This is a genomic window from Marinobacter sp. E2, assembly GCF_055755345.1.
In genome coordinates this window covers 2280072-2295367 of sequence record NZ_CM146911.1, presented here as the reverse complement: position 1 = coordinate 2295367, position 15296 = coordinate 2280072, and the positions used below count along the sequence as shown (strand labels likewise).

At 59.9% G+C, this 15296-nt stretch carries 16 protein-coding genes; 3 read left to right on the top strand and 13 right to left on the bottom strand.

All coding sequences use genetic code 11. The features are described 5' to 3' along the window. Positions 1-16: 16 nt before the first annotated feature. Entirely contained in the window at positions 17-691 is a 675-nt protein-coding gene (locus AC0J1C_RS10485; protein ID WP_473043787.1) for a DNA-J related domain-containing protein, read from the bottom strand. 19 nt (positions 692-710) lie between these two features. Continuing rightward, a complete protein-coding gene (locus tag AC0J1C_RS10480; RefSeq protein WP_473043786.1) occupies positions 711-1355 on the bottom strand; it encodes a TetR/AcrR family transcriptional regulator in 645 nt (214 codons plus the stop codon). Positions 1356-1427: 72 nt separating this feature from the next. Here AC0J1C_RS10480 and ttcA point away from each other — a divergent pair, with 72 nt between their 5' ends. Next, positions 1428-2354 (top strand): tRNA 2-thiocytidine(32) synthetase TtcA, encoded by a 927-nt coding sequence (gene ttcA / locus AC0J1C_RS10475; protein ID WP_375192447.1) that lies wholly within the window; start codon positions 1428-1430, stop codon positions 2352-2354. Between the two features lie 4 nt (positions 2355-2358). Here ttcA and AC0J1C_RS10470 read toward each other — a convergent pair whose 3' ends face one another. The 9 genes from AC0J1C_RS10470 to ccoN all read right to left on the bottom strand — a co-directional run bounded on the left by AC0J1C_RS10470 (position 2359) and on the right by ccoN (position 11032). Next, the gene (locus tag AC0J1C_RS10470) at positions 2359-3048 is read right to left on the bottom strand and encodes a sulfite exporter TauE/SafE family protein (RefSeq protein WP_473043785.1); all 690 of its coding nucleotides are present in this window, start codon (positions 3046-3048) and stop codon (positions 2359-2361) included. Further along, on the bottom strand, positions 3045-3302 hold the full coding sequence (gene ccoS, locus AC0J1C_RS10465) for a cbb3-type cytochrome oxidase assembly protein CcoS (RefSeq protein ID WP_375192449.1): 258 nt from the start codon (positions 3300-3302) through the stop codon (positions 3045-3047). Before ccoS ends, AC0J1C_RS10470 begins: the two co-directional genes overlap by 4 nt. A 37-nt stretch (positions 3303-3339) precedes the next feature. Next, the gene (locus tag AC0J1C_RS10460) at positions 3340-5787 is read right to left on the bottom strand and encodes a heavy metal translocating P-type ATPase (protein WP_473043784.1); all 2448 of its coding nucleotides are present in this window, start codon (positions 5785-5787) and stop codon (positions 3340-3342) included. After that, positions 5784-6299, bottom strand: coding sequence for a FixH family protein (locus tag AC0J1C_RS10455; RefSeq protein WP_375192451.1), 516 nt, complete (start codon positions 6297-6299; stop codon positions 5784-5786). Before AC0J1C_RS10455 ends, AC0J1C_RS10460 begins: the two co-directional genes overlap by 4 nt. 44 nt (positions 6300-6343) lie before the next feature. Then, on the bottom strand, positions 6344-7774 hold the full coding sequence (gene ccoG / locus AC0J1C_RS10450; RefSeq protein ID WP_473043783.1) for a cytochrome c oxidase accessory protein CcoG: 1431 nt from the start codon (positions 7772-7774) through the stop codon (positions 6344-6346). 126 nt (positions 7775-7900) lie between these two features. After that, a complete protein-coding gene (gene ccoP / locus AC0J1C_RS10445) occupies positions 7901-8791 on the bottom strand; it encodes a cytochrome-c oxidase, cbb3-type subunit III (RefSeq protein WP_375192453.1) in 891 nt (296 codons plus the stop codon). Next, entirely contained in the window at positions 8788-8973 is a 186-nt protein-coding gene (locus tag AC0J1C_RS10440) for a cbb3-type cytochrome oxidase subunit 3 (RefSeq protein WP_091986005.1), read from the bottom strand. The genes ccoP and AC0J1C_RS10440 overlap by 4 nt, the downstream gene beginning before the upstream one ends. 4 nt (positions 8974-8977) lie before the next feature. Continuing rightward, entirely contained in the window at positions 8978-9586 is a 609-nt protein-coding gene (gene ccoO / locus AC0J1C_RS10435; protein WP_091986003.1) for a cytochrome-c oxidase, cbb3-type subunit II, read from the bottom strand. A gap of 15 nt (positions 9587-9601) precedes the next feature. Next, positions 9602-11032, bottom strand: coding sequence for a cytochrome-c oxidase, cbb3-type subunit I (gene ccoN / locus AC0J1C_RS10430; RefSeq protein WP_091986001.1), 1431 nt, complete (start codon positions 11030-11032; stop codon positions 9602-9604). Between the two features lie 221 nt (positions 11033-11253). Between ccoN and AC0J1C_RS10425 the strand changes: the two genes are divergently transcribed. Continuing rightward, positions 11254-11901 carry an alpha/beta family hydrolase gene (locus AC0J1C_RS10425; protein ID WP_375192454.1) on the top strand — a complete coding sequence of 216 codons (648 nt, stop codon included), beginning with the start codon at positions 11254-11256 and terminating at the stop codon, positions 11899-11901. Here AC0J1C_RS10425 and AC0J1C_RS10420 read toward each other — a convergent pair. Further along, positions 11871-13745 carry a sensor domain-containing diguanylate cyclase gene (locus tag AC0J1C_RS10420; protein ID WP_473043781.1) on the bottom strand — a complete coding sequence of 625 codons (1875 nt, stop codon included), beginning with the start codon at positions 13743-13745 and terminating at the stop codon, positions 11871-11873. The two genes, AC0J1C_RS10425 and AC0J1C_RS10420, sit on opposite strands and share 31 nt — an antisense overlap. 112 nt (positions 13746-13857) lie before the next feature. Here AC0J1C_RS10420 and rlmM point away from each other — a divergent pair, with 112 nt between their 5' ends. Continuing rightward, the gene (rlmM, locus tag AC0J1C_RS10415) at positions 13858-14934 is read left to right on the top strand and encodes a 23S rRNA (cytidine(2498)-2'-O)-methyltransferase RlmM (RefSeq protein WP_473043780.1); all 1077 of its coding nucleotides are present in this window, start codon (positions 13858-13860) and stop codon (positions 14932-14934) included. Here rlmM and AC0J1C_RS10410 read toward each other — a convergent pair. Continuing rightward, on the bottom strand, positions 14931-15221 hold the full coding sequence (locus tag AC0J1C_RS10410; RefSeq protein ID WP_375192457.1) for an antibiotic biosynthesis monooxygenase family protein: 291 nt from the start codon (positions 15219-15221) through the stop codon (positions 14931-14933). The two genes, rlmM and AC0J1C_RS10410, sit on opposite strands and share 4 nt — an antisense overlap. Positions 15222-15296: the final 75 nt, after the last annotated feature.

The window sequence follows — 15296 nt, the reverse complement described above, 5'->3', positions numbered from 1 at the left end:
TATGGCTGGCGGTGGCTCAGGCGCTGTTACGAAAGTGAGCCTTAAGAACCGCAAACGCCTGGTTCAGGTGCTGGATGGTCTCGGTGTCGCCGCCCCGATCGGGGTGCGCGCGCATCACCGCACGGCGAAACCGTTGTTTAACCGTCGGGAAGTCCGCCGGCACCGATTCGAAGCCCAGGGTCTCGGCTGCCGCCCTGGTTTCCGAGGGCGCCGGGCATTGGCCGGGAACGCCGGCCCAGAAGTCATCCATCATCTGGTGGATTGCTTCCTCGGGCAGCCGGTACTGCGAGAGGTCCAGGTAGAACGCCCGGAGACTGTCGATATCGCCCGGAGGTCCACCACCGTCCACCACGGACTGTTGCTCAAGGCGGATATTGAGGGGCGAGATGTGAAGTGACTCGCCGCCCTCCGCCAGCTGATCCCGGAGTCGGTAAAGTACGTGGAACAGCAGGAAATGAACGGGATAAAGCCGCTCTGGCTCGTTGAACACAACCTCTCCCAGCAGTTCCCAGGGCGGCCGTTGCAGCGCCTTGATCAGGGACAATTCGCTGATGCCCGAGGGCGTGGCCCTGAGCTCGTGTTCAACCGCCACCAGCAGGTGAGCAATCTGCTGTTCCAGATGGTGGTCGGTTGCCGCCGGCCCCGGGCCGGCAGAGATCTGATTAGGGGCGGGCTTGGTCATGGGGTTCATGGTAGGGAAGTCTCGCCGTTCAGGAAAGTCCGGCCAGCTCCGGCAGGCCCCCCAGGAACAGGCGGGTTGAGAATCGAGTGGCGTTTACCGCCTCGTCGTCGGCGGACCCGGGATCACCCTGGGCCCGCCGGGCAAGGGCCAGGCTGGTTTCCCAGGCCACGCCGAAGAACGCAGCACACAGGTACTCCTGATCGATGGAAGGAAGCAGGCCCCGATCCATGGCGTTCCGCACATCGTCCTCCAGGGATTGCATGGTCAGGCCCACGATATCTGCCCCGAAGAGCTCCCGCAGCGCCCGCTCATTGCGGTGTGCCAGTTCGTAGACCAGAGGATCCCGGGCGGTGGCCTGGTAGAGTGCCAGGTAGGCGAAGTGAATGAAATCCTCGGTTGATGCTGCGGCCCGCCGGTGCCGGGTCAGGTTGCTGTTGAGCCGGGTCAGGAAATCGGTCAGCAGGGCGGCGAAGATATCCTGCTTGCTCGAGAAATAGTTGTAGAAGGTGCCGGCAGCCAGGTGGGTTCTGCGCACAATATCCCGGATGGTGGTCTGCTCGTAGCCCTGTTCCCGGAAGCATTCCCTGGCTGCATGCAGAATGGCCTTGCGGTTGCGTATGCGGTTCCTTTCCCGTTTGCCGGAGGCTCCGTCGTTCGCTTCTAACCTATCCATGTTGGTAACCTGTCCCTTGATCCATGTGACGCGTATAATCGTCGCTCCATTTTCCCTGTGAACGACGTTGGTATGTCCGAAGCTATAATCGCCAGTTCCGAACCATCCCTCAACTCTGACCCTGCGTCTGAGCGCGACCGCCGCCAGAAACTGGAGTTGAACAAGCTGCAGAAACGTCTGCGCCGCGAAGTCGGTCAGGCGATAGCTGATTTCTCGATGATTGAAGCCGGCGACAAGGTCATGTGCTGCCTCAGCGGCGGCAAGGACTCCTACGCTATGCTCGATATTCTGCTGAATCTGCAGAAGAGCGCGCCGGTGGACTTCGAGCTGATCGCCGTCAACCTCGACCAGAAGCAACCGGGGTTTCCGGAGGAGGTTCTGCCGGAGTATCTGTCATCGATGGGCATCGAGTATCACATCATCGAGAAAGACACCTACAGCATTGTTAAGGAAAAAGTGCCGGAAGGGAAGACTACCTGCGGTTTGTGCTCTCGCCTACGTCGCGGAATTCTTTACAATTTTGCAGAAGAGCACGGGGTCACCAAGATTGCACTCGGCCATCACCGGGATGACCTCCTGGAAACCCTGTTCCTGAACATGTTCTACGGTGGCAAGCTCAAATCCATGCCGCCGGTGCTGCACAGCGACGATGGTCGCAACACGGTAATCCGGCCGCTGGCCTACAGCCGGGAGAAAGACATTGCCCGGTATGCGGCGTTGCGTGAATTCCCGATCATTCCGTGCAACCTGTGCGGTTCTCAGGAAAACCTGCAGCGACAGGTAATAAAGGACATGTTCAAGTCCTGGGACAAGCAGCACCCGGGTCGGCTCGAAACCATGTTCCGGGCCATGTGCAATGTGGAACCGTCCCATCTGGCTGATACCGATCTCTACGATTTCCGGGAGGGCAAGCGGCTTGGCGGCAAGCGCCAGGCGGTTCAGACCGCCGAGCCCGAGGCGGCTCCGGATTTCGGACGGCTGGACGTTCTGAACATCTAGTCAATCAGTGGCTACCCAGCCCTGAGAACGGCAGCGTCCACAGGCCGAACAGGATAAGCAGGCCACCGGTCACTTTCCGGAACAGCCCGTTGCCCTGCAAGGCCTTGACCCAGCTGGCTGCGTAGCCCGTTGCGAGCATCGACGGCAGGGTCCCCAGGCCGAAGAACAGCATGGTCAGGGCCGCCGAACCCACGGTTGGCTGGAGGGCGGCCCAGCCCAGGGTGCTGTAGATCAGTCCGCAGGGCAGCCAGCCCCACAGGGCACCCAGCAAGAGAGCCTGGCCGCCGTGATTCACCGGCAGCAGCCGACGGGTCAGGGGAGAAAGCCGGGCCCAGATCGGTGCGCCAACCCGCTCTACATAGCGAATGCCTTGCCACCACTGGCCCATGGACAGCCCCATGAAAATCAGCAGCGCGCCCGCCAGGGTGCGCAGTACCAGACCGGCCTCCTGCCACTGATTCGCGGCCGACGTGCTGGCCACAGCCACAAGGGCCGCAATCAGGCAGTAACTGCCAATCCTGCCGGCGTTGAACGCCAGTAGCATCATCGTCTGGCGAAACCGGAAACCCCGCCCCACGGGCAATGCCATGGACAGAGACGCACTGATACCGCCGCACATGCCCAGGCAATGGGTGCTGCCAAGCAGGCCGATCATGAAGGCGCTTGGATAACTGAGGTAGAGGTCCGGGTTCATCCTGTGCGGTGGCTGTTCCTGTCCGGCGCTTCCTGTCCAGAGGGCTCGTCGGTGTCGAGCTCCTCATTATTGTCAGCTTTGACGTCCGTCCTTGCTTCCGGCGGAATCTTGTCCTTGTCATCGTCGTACAGGATGCGGTGGGCAGGACCTTCCAGATCGTCGTACTGGCCGTTCTTGACCGCCCAGGAGAAAAGCACGATGCCCACGGTTACCAGAATGAGCATCAGCGGAACCAGGAACATGACGATTTGCACGGTGAACTCCCGAGGAACAGATTTCCAATTTACGGTATCAGGACAGCGCCTCGACGCCAACCGGGGGATTGTCCGGATGCGACCGCGCCGGTCTCTTGCCAAGCCTGAGCGCATTCAGCACCACCACCAGAGAACTCAGTGACATGCCAATGGCTGCCAGCCAGGGCGGCACCATGCCGGCGGCGGCCAGCGGCAGCGCACAGAGGTTGTAACCCAGTGCCCACCAGAGATTCTGCCGGATGATAGCGCGGGTCTGACGGCTGGTCTGCAGGGCTTCCACCAGCTGCAGCAGCTGTCCGTTGAGGAGCACAGCGTCGGCTTTGAGCTGGGTCAGGTCCGACGCCGAGCCCATCGCAACGGAAATGCCCGCTCCGGCCATGGAGGGCAGATCGTTCAGGCCATCCCCCACCATCATGATCTGTCGGCCTTCGGCCTTGAGTTTTTCCAGGACGGAGAGCTTGTCCTCCGGCGATGCCTGGCCGATCGCTTCATCAATGCCCAGTCGCTCGGCGATCGATGCCACGTGCCCGGAGCGGTCGCCGCTCAGCAACAGGGTCCGGATACCGGCTGCCTGCAAGGTTTCGATGGCCGTGCGGGCATCGTCCCTGGGCTGGTCGTCAAGCGTGAAGCAGGCCAGCCATTCCCGGTTGGACGCCAGCCACACCGTCATACCTTGTTGTTGATCAGTGTCGGGCGCGGGTGCCGAGACACGTTCGGCAACAAACTCCCGGTGCCCGATGAATACCTCGGTGTCACCGAAATGGCCGGAGAGACCTCCACCCAGGTGATTCTGCACGTTGCCGACGCTCGCTGCTTGCCGATGCCGGAAAACCTTCGCAATCGGGTGCTCTGAATGGGCTTCCAGTCCGGCGGCCAGCGCCAGACAGGTCTTCTCATCCAGGCCGCCGGTGATCCGGGTGGCCACCAGGGTCAGTTCGCCCTGGGTCAGGGTTCCGGTTTTATCGAATACCACGGTATCGATATTGTTCATGGACTCGAGGGTGTGTCCCCGTGTCGGCAGAAATCCGAGTCGCCGGAGCCTCACTGTGGCCGAGGTGATGGCCGTTGGTGTGGCCAGTGAAAGCGCGCAGGGGCAGGTCACCACCAACACCGACAGGGTGATGTCGAAGGCGTTGTCGGCGCCGGCCCACCACCAGCCAATCCAGACCACCGGCGCCAGGATCAGCACGCGACCAACGAACTTGCCCGCCATCCGGTCGGCCATCCGGGCAACGCGGGGTTTTTCCGACTGTACCCGGTCGAGTATGCGCAGAATGCCCGAAAGCCGGGTCTGGGCGCCGGCTTTCTCCACCCGGATGTCCAGGGGATGCTCACCATTGATGCTGCCAGCATGGACCGGATCGCCCGGGTAACGCGTTTCTGGAAGGTACTCGCCGGTCAGTGCCGCTTCGTTGAGGGTGGACTGTCCGCTCAGGATTTCCCCGTCCACCGGGAGCGTCTCGCCGGGGCGTACGCGGATAATGTCGCCGGGTCGCACGTTGTGCACTGGCACCACATCGGTGGAATCGCCGATGACCAGGGTGGCCACCGAAGGCTGGAACCCGGCCAGAGCATTGCCCGTCAGACCGGCCCGGTATCTTGCCTGGAGCTCAATGTAGCGGCCCAGCAGCAGGAAGAAGGTGAACATGCAAACGGACTCGAAGTAGACTTCGTCGCCCCCCACAACCGTAACCCAGGCGCTCGCCAGGTAGGCGAGCCCGATGGCAATGGCCACAGGAACATCCATGGTCAGGTGGCGGCTGAGGATGTCCCGCCTGGCATTCCGGAAAAATGGTCGGGCGCTGTAGAACACCACAGGTGTTGCCACCAGCAGGCTGAACCACCGGAAGAAGCTGACAAAACCTGGCGAGAGGTCGTTGACCAGTTCGAAGTACAGCGGGAAGGCCAGCATCATGCTCTGGAACGAGCCAATACCGGCAACCGCAACGCGAATCAGCATGGAACGATGTTCTGCCTTCAGGGCCTGTTCCGCCTCATCGGCCTGGTAGGGCCGGGCGGAGTACCCCAACTGCTGGACGGCGATCAGCAGGTCACTGAGACGGGCCTGGTCCGGAGCCCACACCAGCCTTGCCCGTTGCGTGGTGTGGTTGACTGAAAACGACACCACACCTGGCTGCTGGGCCATGTGGTTTTCAAGCAGCCAGATGCACGCTGCGCAGGTGATGCCACCAATCAGAAGCTGGGCTTCCTGGCCGCCTTTTACCGGCGACACGAAGGACTCCTGAACCAGCGGATGGTCCAGTTCCCGCAGTCGGTTTACCTCGGCTGTCGTCAGCGTCCTGGGAGTGACCGCGTTGCGGGTCCGGATATTGTAAAAGCCGGTAAGACCTTCCTGGTGAATGGTCTGACACACCGCCTTGCAGCCCTGACAGCAGAAATGCCGCGTACTGCCGTCAAGCTCAAGGGTAATCGGGGGCTCGCCGTCTGCCGGCTCACCGCAATGGAAGCAATCCGGGCTGGTCAACCTTGGGCCGACTCCCCGGCCTTGACCGTAATTCCATTTGCCGCAGGCAACAGGGCTTCGCCCTTCAGACGCCACTCATTGGCGGGGCCGCGAAGGTCGTAGTACCAGCGCCCATCAATGTCTTCCAGCAGTTTGCCGGCAAAGCGGCCCGGTTCGATTCGCTGAAACTGGATGGTGCGGTCCTTGTCCGACAGGGTCGGGTGGAACAGGTTGAGAATCAGATAGGGAAAGTCCGCCGGTCCGTTGGTGGTGTCCAGGTCAACGATGACATTCCGGTCCCGGAAATCGATGTGGGCGGTCATGCCCAGATCCGCAGCCTTCTGGTCACGGGCGATGGACATGTTGATACCCCGACCTTCTTTCGACCAGTCATCAGTGACCATCGCATTTTCTGTGTTGATAGCGATGGTGATGGCAATGGCGCAGTAAATGATCGAGGCGCCAGGAAAGATCAGCAAAAACCAGAACCAGGGCTGGCGGTACCAGGGACTTACCGGTGTTTCTTCAGTCATAAATCAGCATCTCATGTCGTTTCTGGTCCAGGCCGTGGCTGGTGTCAGCGGGTTGGACCAACGAATCGGCTTTCAGTTTCAACAACCAGGGAGGCATCCGTCTCGGATTGCGCCCTGAATCGGATCTCGTTGTTCGATTGGTTGATGGACTCCGGCGGGACATCCACAACGGTGGGCAACGACCGGTTCTCTCCACTTTCAACGGTGACCGAGGTATTGGTCAGAATGCGTATGTCCGGAAGCCCGCTGACCGACACATTAAAGGTCTGCGGAACTTCGGTCATGTTGGCAATCTTGAGCGTGTAGGAGTTCTCGATTCGACCTTCACCGTTAAAGCTGTACAGCGCACCACGGTCCCTGAGCGCGTCCAGCTGGGCAGGTACCCGGGTTGCGATGGTGAAGATAATCGCGCCGATCATCAGCAGCAGAACGGCACCGTAGCCGAAGGTTCTTGGCCGTAGCAGCCTCGAGGGCTTGCCCTCAAGCTCGTTTTCGGTGGTGTAGCGAATCAGCCCCCGTGGGTACTCCATCTTGTCCATGATTTCGTCACAGGCATCGATGCACAGGGCACAGCCGATGCATTCGTACTGAAGCCCGTCGCGAATATCGATGCCGGTGGGGCACACCTGCACGCATTGCCCGCAGTCGATGCAGTCTCCAAGGCCCAACTCTGAGGGAGCCGTGCCTTTTTTGCGGCCGCCACGGGGCTCACCCCGATTGGGATCGTAGGAAACCACCCGGGTGTTGGGGTCGAACATGACCGACTGGAAGCGGGCGTAGGGGCACATGTACAGGCATACCTGCTCGCGCATCCAGCCGGCGTTCAGGTAGGTGGCCGCGGTAAAGAAAGCGACCCAGAAGTAGGCCCAGCCGTTGGCCTGGAGCGTGAACAGATCCGCAAGCAACTCACGGATGGGGTAGAAGTAGCCAACGAAGGTCAGGCCGGTTGCCAGGGCGATCAAAAGCCAGACCGTGTGCTTGGCGGATTTCTTGAAGACCTTGGCCCCGGAGCTGGGTGATTTGTCCAGCTTCATGCGTTTGTTGCGGCTGCCTTCAATGCGCTCTTCCACCCACATGAAAATAAAGGTCCAGACCGTTTGCGGACAGGTGTAGCCGCACCAGACCCGGCCAAAAAGGGTGGTGATAAAAAACAGCCCGAAGGCGCAGATGATCAGCATGCCAGACAACAGGAAAAAGTCCTTCGGAAAGAAGGTCATGCCGTACAGGTGAAATTCCCGGGCCGGGAGGTCGAAATGGATGAGCGGCTGGCCGTCCAGGGTCAACCAGACAAACAGGAAATACATGCCCATCAGCAGCGTGAGGCTTACGTTGCGGATGCGCTGGAAAAAGCCCTTGACCTCTTTGACGTAGATCTTCTTGCGACTTGCGTAAAGTTCGACGGTTCCGGATTTGTTGTTTTTGTCGGAGGGGTCAGAGGATGGGTCAATCTGCTTGACCGGAATCTCACTGCTCATCGTTACCTCCAGGGGAAGGGTGTTACGAGGCGGCAGGCCATTGGCGTGCTGATCCTTTCAAGCCTGTACCCGCCGGGCAGGCACAGGGTTGAAAAGACCGGGCCGGGGCAAGCCCGGCCGGTAGATTCAGTTCGACAGGCTGTACACGTACGCTGCCAGAATCTGAATCTGGTCGTCCGAGAGGCGGCCACTCTGCGCCGGCATCTGGTTCTGACGACCGTTCATGACGGTTTCCTTGATCCACTCGTAGGTGGAGCCGTAGAGCCAGGTGTTATCGGTCAGATTGGGTGCACCCATGGCCTGGTTACCCTTGCCGTCCGCCCCGTGGCAGGCAACACAAGCCTGGGCAAACACGGCTTCACCGGCCTTGGCGGCCTCGGCATCCTTCTCACGACCACTGAAGCTAAGCACGTAGTTGACCACCTGGTCCACTTGCTCGTTGGTCATGCTGGGCATGGTGCCCTTGGCCGGCATGTTGCCCATGCGACCGTTGTGCAGGGTTTCCAGGATGGCGTCTGGCGTTCCGCCGTACAGCCAGTCGTCATCTGTCAGGTTGGGAAAGCCCACCTGGCCGCGTGCAGCCGAGCCATGGCACACCGCGCAGTTGTTGGCGAACAGGCGCTGGCCGATTTTCATGGCATCGCCGTTTTCGGCAAGCTGTGGAACCGGTGTCTCACCGTACTGGGCGTAAATTTCCCCGTACTTTTCCTCTGCCTCTGCAACCTCTGCCTCCCACTGGTTGGCCGAAGACCAGCCCAGAATTCCCTGGAAGTTCCCGAGGCCCGGGTACAGAACCAGATACCCGAGTGAGAAAATACAGGTGGCGAGGAACAGGTAGAACCACCACTTGGGCAGGGGGTTATCGTATTCTTCGATGCCATCAAACGAGTGGCCCGTTGTGCGTTCGGTCTCGACATCGGTGGACTGGCTCTTGCGGGTTGCCCACAGAAGCCACATGCAGCCGAATATGGTACCGAGCACGATCACACTGATCCAGAGGCTCCAAAAGGTACTCATTGTTTCTTCTCCGTTTTTTCCTGTTCGAGCGTACGCTTTTCCACTTCGTCATCGTCGAAGGGCAGGTGAGCCGCCTCGTCGTTGGCTTTCTTGCGGCGGGCGCTGTACGCCCACCAGACGATACCGAGAAAAGCCGCCATTACGAGAAGCGTGTGAATTCCGCGTAACTCATTGATATCCATCGGTTCACCGTTTTTCTGAAATCACTGTACCCAACTGTTGCAGGTACGCGACCAGAGCCTCGATTTCAAACTTGCCTTCCACCTGAGCAGAGGCCTCTGCGATCTGCTCGTCGGTGTAGGGAACGCCCAGGGTCTGCAGCGTTTCCATCTTGGCAGCGGTCTTGGTGTGATCTACCCGGTCTTCGAACAGCCAGGGGAATGCCGGCATGTTGGACTCGGGGACGACACTGCGCGGATCGTACAGGTGCTGGCGTTGCCAGGCATCGGAGTATCGACCGCCTACACGGGCCAGATCCGGACCGGTACGCTTGGAGCCCCACAGGAACGGGCGGTCATAAACGAACTCGCCCGCAACGGAGTAGTGGCCATACCGCTCGGTCTCGGCCCGGAAGGGACGGATCTGCTGGGTATGACACACGTGGCAGCCTTCGCGGATGTAAATGTCCCGGCCTTCCAGTTCGAGGGCGGAGAGGGGCTCAAGGCCTTCCACCGGTTCGTTGGTTTCTTTCAGGAAGAACAGGGGGACAACCTCCACCAGGAAGCCACCACTGATGGTCAGGATGATCAGAACGATCATCAGACCGAGGTTTTTCTCGACTACTTCATGTTTCATCTGATCTCTCTCCCGTTACGCCGGCTGGGTCGCCGCGTTGTCCTGCGCTACTGCTTCTTTCTGGCGTACGGTCATGTACACGTTGTAGGCCATAACAAGCATGCCGCTCAGGAAGATCGCGCCACCGATAAACCGCACGAGGTAGCCGGGGTAGGAGGCTTCAAGTGCCTCAACAAAGCTGTAGGTCAGGGTGCCGTCTTCGTTGACTGCACGCCACATCAGGCCCTGCATAATTCCATTTACCCACATGGCAACGATGTACAGGACCGTGCCCACGGTGGCCAGCCAGAAGTGCACGTTGATCAGGCTGGTGCTGTACATGGCCTGCAGGCCCCAGAGTTTGGGAATGAGGTGGTAGACCGCCCCGATGCTGATCATGGCAACCCAGCCAAGAGCACCGGAATGAACGTGACCAATGGTCCAGTCGGTGTTGTGCGACAGCGCATTCACGGTCTTGATAGCCATCATCGGGCCTTCGAAGGTGGACATGCCGTAGAACGACAGGGAAACCACCAGGAAGCGCAGAATCGGATCGGTGCGCAGTTTGTGCCAGGCGCCCGAGAGGGTCATCATGCCGTTGATCATACCGCCCCAGGACGGCGCAAGCAGGATCAGTGACATCACCATACCGGCGGTCTGAGCCCAGTCAGGAAGCGCGGAGTAGTGCAGGTGGTGGCCACCGGCCCACACGTAGGTGGCAATCAACGCCCAGAAGTGAACGATGGACAGGCGGTAGGAGTAAATGGGACGGTTGGCCTGCTTTGGCACGAAGTAGTACATCATGCCCAGGAAGCCGGCAGTCAGGAAGAAGCCCACTGCGTTGTGACCCCACCACCACTGCATCATGGCGTCGGTGACGCCGGCATAGGCGGAGTAAGACTTGAACGCACCAGCTGGCAGCGCCAGGTTGTTGCCGATATGCAGAACCGCCACGGTAATGATGAAACCACCGTAGAACCAGTTGGCAACGTAGATGTGCGGGCTGCTGCGCTTCATGACGGTGCCGAAGAACACCAGCGCGTAGGTTACCCAGACAACCGCGATGGCGATGTCGATGGGCCATTCGAGTTCGGCGTACTCCTTGGAGGAGGTCAAACCCTGAGGCAAGGTGAGGATGGCGGCAATCATGATGGCCTGCCAGCCCCAGAACGTAAATGCGGCCAGGCTGTCAGAAATCAGCCTCGCCTGACAGGTCCTCTGGACAACATAATAGGACGTGGCAAACAGTGCCGAGCCCCCGAAGCCGAAGATAACCAGGTTGGTATGCAAGGGACGAAGACGGCCAAAGTGCGTCCAGGGCAAATCCAGGTTCATTGAGGGCCACACGAGCTGGGATGCGATCAACACGCCCATGCCCATGCCAACAATGCCCCAGACCAACGTCATGATGGCGAATTGTCTCACCACCTTGTAGTTGTAAGTCAGGTTTGCATTTACTGTGCTCATAGCCTTACCAATGGGTTTAGAGTGGGGAATTATGCGGGCGCAAGTATGGAGAAACGATTAGCGGTTTGCAATGACTCAGGTCAACTCCTGACATCCGTCAAATGCGCCCAAATCAGCAACATGGCTTCCTTTATACTGCGTTCGTTGGAGTTGTTTCAGCGGTTGGAAAATGTGTTGCTGGAACTGCAATGATAGTCGCTTGAACGAACGAGGTGAATTTTGTGCCGTTGATTACGACCAAAGGCTATGAAAATACGCCGGACGTAGTACTGATTCTTGCCCATGGCGCCGGTGCGCCAGCGGATTCCCCGTTCATGGAGGGTCTGTCCGACAAGCTCTTTGGCCAGGGTATTGACGTTGTACGTTTCGAGTTTCCTTACATGCAGAAGCGCCGGACCGACGGCAAGAAACGCCCGCCAGACCGACAGCCGGTTTTACTGTCGCATTTTTCCGAGGTTCTGGACCGGGTTCGCCAGGAGGTGGGCGAACAGTGCCGGATTCTGGTCGGCGGAAAATCCATGGGCGGCCGGATGGCCAGTGTGCTGGCCAGCGAGGGCCAGGGCGTGGATGGCGTGGTGTGTTTTGGTTATCCGTTTCACCCGCCCGGCAAGCCCGATCGATGGCGCATCGAGCATTTCGCCGCGCTCACGGTGCCGGCTCTTGTGGTGCAGGGAACCCGGGACCCGTTCGGACGCAGGGAGGAAGTTGAGGGTCGTAGTGAAGCACTGGGCAATGTACGGATTCACTGGCTCGAGGGTGGCAACCACGACTTTCAGCCGCTGAAAAGCCAACCGGACACCCAGGAAACCCTGCTGGCTTCGGCGGCTTCCGCCACCCGTCAGTTTGTCGACGAATGCCTGGGAGCCTGAGCGCTCTGCTCCTGGTCTGTGCCGGACATCATCACCCGATTACGTCCGGCGTGCTTGGCCCGGTAAAGCGCCTGATCGGCCCGGTCGAACAGGTGGCCCTGATCCTCGCCACTCTCGAGGGTGGCAATGCCGGCGCTCAGCGTGATTCTCACGTCGGAGCCGTCGGGGGCAGGGATGGGGGTTTCGGCGAGGTCCTCCAGCAGGGCGATGCAGACCTTGAGGGCGCCGGCGGCATCGGTTCCCGGTAGCAGCAGGGCAAACTCTTCGCCGCCGAAACGAATGGCCACATCCCTCGGGCGCTTCACATGCCGGGTCAGTACCTCGGCGATGAACTGCAGGCAGGTATCGCCGAATCCATGGCCCCAGGTGTCGTTGATGGATTTGAAATGATCAGCGTCCACCAGTGCCAACGCCAGAGGCTGTCCGCTTCGGCGGGCTTCGCCACAGAGTTCAGGCAGTATGTTGTCGAGGTAGCGTCGGTTATGGAGTCCGGTGAGAGCATCATTCAGGCTGAGTGATGACAGTTTGCGGTTGGCTTTCTCGAGCTCTCTCATGGTGTTGCGCAGCTGTGCCGTGCGCTCGTGCACCTTGAATTCCAGTTCGGTGCGGGCATTGTGCTCCACGTCGAGAAGTTTCTGGTTCAGGAGGCGCCAGCGCTGCACCATGGCGTAGTTGAGCAGAATGACCTGGCCGCCCACCGCCACCTGCATCATGGCCTCCCGTGCCAGGAAATCAGTCAGGTAGCCAAACGCGGCCATTGCGTAAATCAGCCCGCCAACCAGCATGATCAGCCAGGCCAGTAGATACCAGGTGGCCGGTTGGTAACCCTGCCGCCAGCGCACGGCGGCAATCACGAACAATGAAGCGATCACTGCAAGTGCCAGCGTGGTATTGAGCAGAATGCTCTTGTTATAGGGCAGTACCACGGACAGAACCAGCAGGCCGATACACAACCAGGCCTCGCCACTCAGAATCTTGGCCGATACCGTGCCCCTCTCCACTTCCAGAAAGGACCGCCCGAACATGAGCATCGCCAGGGCGCACAGCGCCAGTGACAGCGGGATCGACATATTGGCGAAGCCGGGACTGTCCGGCCAGAAATACTGGTTGGCGAACCCGCCCATGGCAAAGAGGAAGAGCCCGAGCGCTGCCAGATAAAACGCGTTGTAGAAGTAGTAGGTGGTGCCGGCACTGAAAAACAGCAGCAGATTGAATACCGCAAAAACCAGCAGGGCACCGTAGAAGAGCCCGTGGGTGAGGGTTAAGTGGTTGCTATCGACAATCACCTCTTCGGCGGTTTCCAGGCTCAGGGGTACATTGAGCGCGCCGTTGCTGTGTACCCGCAAAGTCAGTGACCGCGTCTCGCCGGCATCCAGCGTGACGGGGAACAGGAAATGGCGGTAGTCTACGGGCCGGTCACTGAACGGGCGCTGATCTCCGGTCACCAGTCGCTGTGTAGTATCATCCCCCTCCTGCCAGAGGGTGACCTCGTCCAGCAGCGGATACCCCAGTTTCAGGTACCAGGCGGCCCGCTCGCTTCCGAGGTTGGCAATGTGCAGGTGAACCCAGTAAATGGAGCGGGTGTGGCTGAACACCAGATCCCGACCGTTGGCCGGTGTCCAGTCCATGTCGGCCGGTAACTGGCCGGGTTCGGAAGCGTCGTGACTGGGTGTGCCGGGCGGCGCGCTGTGGTAACAAATGTACTGCATCAGCGCGGCGCGGGCGTCCGGATTACTGGCGTCCAGCGTCGCACAGCCCGACTGGGCAGACCCGGAATCCGCCAGGGCCAGGGCGGGAAGCAGCCAGAGGCTGAAAAGTGCGATCAGGCGTGCGGAGCGGGACATTCAGGGATTCCTGGGCAGTGTAAGTCGGCAAGTGTAGCCAGAGAATACAAACGACGCTGTTAAACAGTTTGAAATTTCGTGGGTTGGCGCAGCCCCGTAGAAAAGGTGAGGCATGGACCAGATACTTCTGTTCTGTCGGCCCGGTTTTGAAACCGAGGCCGGCAGGGAAATGACCGACAGGGCCTCCGAGAAGGGGATGTTTGGCTATTTCGAGCCAGAAGCAAACCAGGGGCGGGTGCGGTTCCTCATATCGGCGCCGGCCAGGGCCGAGGACATCATGGCCAGCCTGCCGCTGGACGAGCTGGTATTCGTGAGAGATTGGATGGTTGTGTTGGGTGCACTGCCACTGCCGGCGAGTGATCGGGTCGGCGCCGTTATTGCGGGATTGCGGTCCCTGAATCTTGGCTGGCCTGGCTGCGCCCGGCTCGAGATCCGGGTGCCGGAGAACAATGCCGATCGGGATCTCGGCAATTTTGCCCGTAAATGGGTTTCGCCGCTGTCGCGGGGGTTGCGAGGTGCGGGCCTTCTTAAACCCGACCAGAATGCCCCGGCCCCAGCCCGTCTGGAAGTCTTCCTTCCCGATTTTGAGACGGCGTTGGTGGGCTACAGCCTTTCAGAAAACCGGGCCCGTTATGTGGGCGGAATTCCCCGCCTGCGGTTACCCGCTTCGGCACCGAGCCGTTCCGCGCTGAAACTGGAGGAGGCGTGGAAGGTGTTCCTGCCCGAGGATCGGGAGCTCGACTACCTGGGCGGCGGCAAGAAGGCGGCTGACCTGGGCGCCGCGCCCGGTGGCTGGACCTGGCAACTGGTCCGGCAGGGCATGCTGGTGACCGCGGTGGATAACGGCCCGATGAACGATAAGCTTATGGCCAGCGGGCAGGTTGAGCATGTGGAGGCGGACGGCTTTGCCTGGCGGCCGAAACGGGGCATCGACTGGATGGTCTGTGACATCGTCGACCAACCCCGGAAAACCGCCCGGCTGGCGGTCACCTGGCTGGGCGAGGGGTTGTGCCGCTACGCTCTGTTCAATCTGAAATTACCGATGAAAAAGCGCTATGAAGAATGGCTGATTTGCCGCGACATACTCGAGAGTGGCCTGGAAACGGCCGGGGTGCATGCTCGCCTGAGGGCGCGACACCTGTATCATGATCGCGAGGAGATCACCTGCTTTATAGAGCGGATTGGTTAGAATGCGCTCTGCTCAAGAACGGTGATGTGTTCTTCCCGATCCATCATCGGGGCCAGTTCCAGCATTAGCTCCCGGCGTTCTTCGGAGTGCAGCCAGCGGTCCCAGTCCGCTTCGGAACGCCAGTTGGCCAGGGTTATGCGATGGTTTTCGTCGTGGGCGTCGATCAGGGTTTCGCCAGAAATGAATCCGGGTGCACTGACTGCTTGTTGAAGAACCTTGCGCGAACGTTCCTCGTATGCTGACTCCAGTGACTCGGCAATGTGGCGCTCGATCAATACCCGAATCATGGCAAACCTCCAAGCATGTTAACGGTCTTATTAACGAATCTAGCAGAAAACTCAGAAAAATCAGGTTGATTAACA